Annotated in this window: 3 protein-coding genes and 1 pseudogene; 1 reads left to right on the top strand and 3 read right to left on the bottom strand. The window is 36.8% G+C overall.

Going from position 1 to position 2,437, the window contains the following annotated elements; all coding sequences use genetic code 11:
* Together AB5170_RS21450 and AB5170_RS21445 are read right to left on the bottom strand one after the other, a co-directional pair.
* Positions 1-297 (bottom strand): cation transporter (locus AB5170_RS21450; RefSeq protein ID WP_368365155.1); only part of this gene is annotated, 297 nt, incomplete at its 3' end.
* 59 nt (positions 298-356) lie between these two features.
* A complete protein-coding gene (locus AB5170_RS21445; RefSeq protein WP_015512809.1) occupies positions 357-716 on the bottom strand; it encodes a helix-turn-helix transcriptional regulator in 360 nt (119 codons plus the stop codon).
* Between the two features lie 387 nt (positions 717-1,103).
* Between AB5170_RS21445 and AB5170_RS21440 the strand changes: the two genes are divergently transcribed.
* Positions 1,104-1,361, top strand: a complete 258-nt coding sequence (locus tag AB5170_RS21440; protein WP_072522455.1) for a DUF6061 family protein — start codon at positions 1,104-1,106, stop codon at positions 1,359-1,361.
* A 179-nt stretch (positions 1,362-1,540) separates the two neighbouring features.
* Here the strand turns inward: AB5170_RS21440 and AB5170_RS21435 are convergent.
* Positions 1,541-2,359, bottom strand: a pseudogene (locus tag AB5170_RS21435) (2-hydroxyacid dehydrogenase); the annotation flags it as partial.
* Between the last annotated feature and the right edge of the window lie 78 nt (positions 2,360-2,437).

Genomic DNA, 2,437 nt, shown 5'->3' with positions numbered 1-2,437 from the left:
TTCTTTTTCAATTTTTGCAGAACAATTCGGACAATCCAATCCTTTTAACGAATAACTCTTTGTAACATTCATAACGGTTTCTTCCTGAACTTCCACATCGGGCTCATGACTATGAACAATCGTTTCAATCTGACTGGCTATCGTATCTGCGGCTGTCTGAGTAACATTGATTGTAAGCGTCTGCTTCATCAGATTTACCACTGAGGATTGCACTCCATCCAACTCTCCGATTTCTTTTTCAATTTTTGCGGAACAATTTGGACAGTCCAACCCTTTTAATAGAAATATGCGTTTCATGATAATCTCCTTATAATTTGTTTAATTGTTCAATTACTCAACTATAATATTAAAAAATATTATTTCTGCCAAAGATGCTCAAATCCCTTGTCAATAATCTCTTTCACATGATCATCTGCCAGCGAGTAGTAAACTATCTGTGCTTCTTTACGGAATTTTACCAGATTCGCTAGGCGTAATGCCTTTAACTGATGCGAAATTGCAGATTTTGTTACCCCCAGTAGCACTGCAAGATCACATACACACATCTCACTCTGTTCTAGAGCGTGTAAGATTTGTACTCTAGTTCCATCTCCAAATAGCTTAAACAAAGAAGCCAACTGGATATAATCATCTTTTGGCTGCATCTTGGATTTCACATCATTCACAATATCCTCATGAATTACATCGCAATTACAAATATAAGACGTTTTTGACATATATTCACCTCCAAATAATAATAGTTGAACAATTACTCAACTATTATTATACTTATTTTTAAATTAATGTCAATAAGCTGATGTTAGTTCCCCATAAATTTTACAATTAAAACCAGCTCTTTATTCTTTTCTTAATCTTTTTTTCCCAGTATACCGTTTTGGCTTTCTTGTCACACTTCCTGTAAATTCCGATTGAGCTTTCCCTTATTGTTTCCCTTGTGTTATATCGTCCCGCCAGTGTTTACGAACTCTGATAAGGGAAAATACAAGACCAAGAAAATTATGTAAAACAGTATAACACAAAATAAAAGTGACATGGTGAACTGATTGAAATGCTTCTGATTTTTGTAGCAAATAATTGATTGAACGATAAGAAGATAAAATACGATGAGAACAATATTTGCAGAATATAATCCCGGACGAAACAGCATTGATGTTTATATCAGTGCAGGCTATATGCTTCGCATTGACTGCTGGAAAGCAGAAAAGAATTTGAGAACCACACCCGGATCAGATTGTGCATTAAACACACTTGCCATTGATGAACCACTAGAATATGCGAGACTGTATCTTGATGGAAATTTACAGATGTGGGGTAGATGCAGAAGATTCCTTGACATTATAGTAATGTTCAAAAAACGCTGAGAATAATTTCTTCTCAGCGTTTCTGACGACTATTCGGACTTATTTTTTCCAGTAATTCTATTGTTTATGTTATTCCTGCTATATTGGAAGAAGATATCAAAGCACTGATTTATTGATTGTAATTATATTTTTTTCACTCTGCAAACCCGGAAGTTATATCATCACTTTGCTGCCAGATACTATAGATCTGATACAACATTGATCGGATTTCCTTCCATAAACTGCTTTATATTATCCGCCAGAATAGAAACCAACCGCTGTCTTGTCTCAAGTCCTTTCCATCCCATATGTGGCGTCAAAAGGACTTGATCCATAGTATAAAGAGGGTTTGTTTCTTCAGGTGGTTCAGTTTCCTGAACATCAAGTCCGGCTCCTGCAATCATACCATTTTCTAATGCTTCTATAAGAGCAGCCTCATCAATAAGCGCACCTCTTGAAGTATTAATAATAAACGCTGATGGCTTCATAAGCGATAGAGTTTCTTTATTGATCATATGTTTTGTACTTTCTGTCAATGGACAGTGCATGGAAACATAATCACTATTCTTAAGCAGCTCCTCAAGCGATACATAGCAGATCCCCTTCTCATCCTCTTTCGGTGTCCTGGCATATACAAGTATGTTCATATCCAAAGCCTGTGCGATCTGGATAACTTTCCTGCCAATGTGTCCTGCACCTATAACACCAAGTGTTTTTCCATTTACCTCAACATGCGGAACCTGAAGATTTCTGGTAAAATTGTCATGATTTCCGCATGCCAGCATCTTCATCTGTACCTGCATTGCAGAACTCAGATTCAATATCATCATGATCGCAGTATGTGCCACACGTTCTGTGCTGTATGCCGGGATATTGCAGACTGTAATCCCCTTCTTTCGTGCTGCTTCAAGATCAATATTATTATATCCTGTACCTGCCTCGCAGATCAGTTTAACAGATTCCGGAAATTTCTGTATCATTTCTGCACTCACAGGCATCTCCTTTGTTACAATGATATCTTAGGCGTTTGCGAAACGCCAAAAGCCGCATAAATACGGCATTTTTTTGTTGTTAAAATAAAATATCTCCTCAAGGTT

Source organism: Ruminococcus sp. RTP21484sp1_RTP21281st1_A8_RTP21281_210402, assembly GCF_040914025.1.
Taxonomy (GTDB): domain Bacteria; phylum Bacillota; class Clostridia; order Lachnospirales; family Lachnospiraceae; genus Blautia_A; species Blautia_A faecis.
Note: the sequence above shows the minus strand (reverse complement) of the source record. Positions and strands in the feature narration are given on the sequence as shown.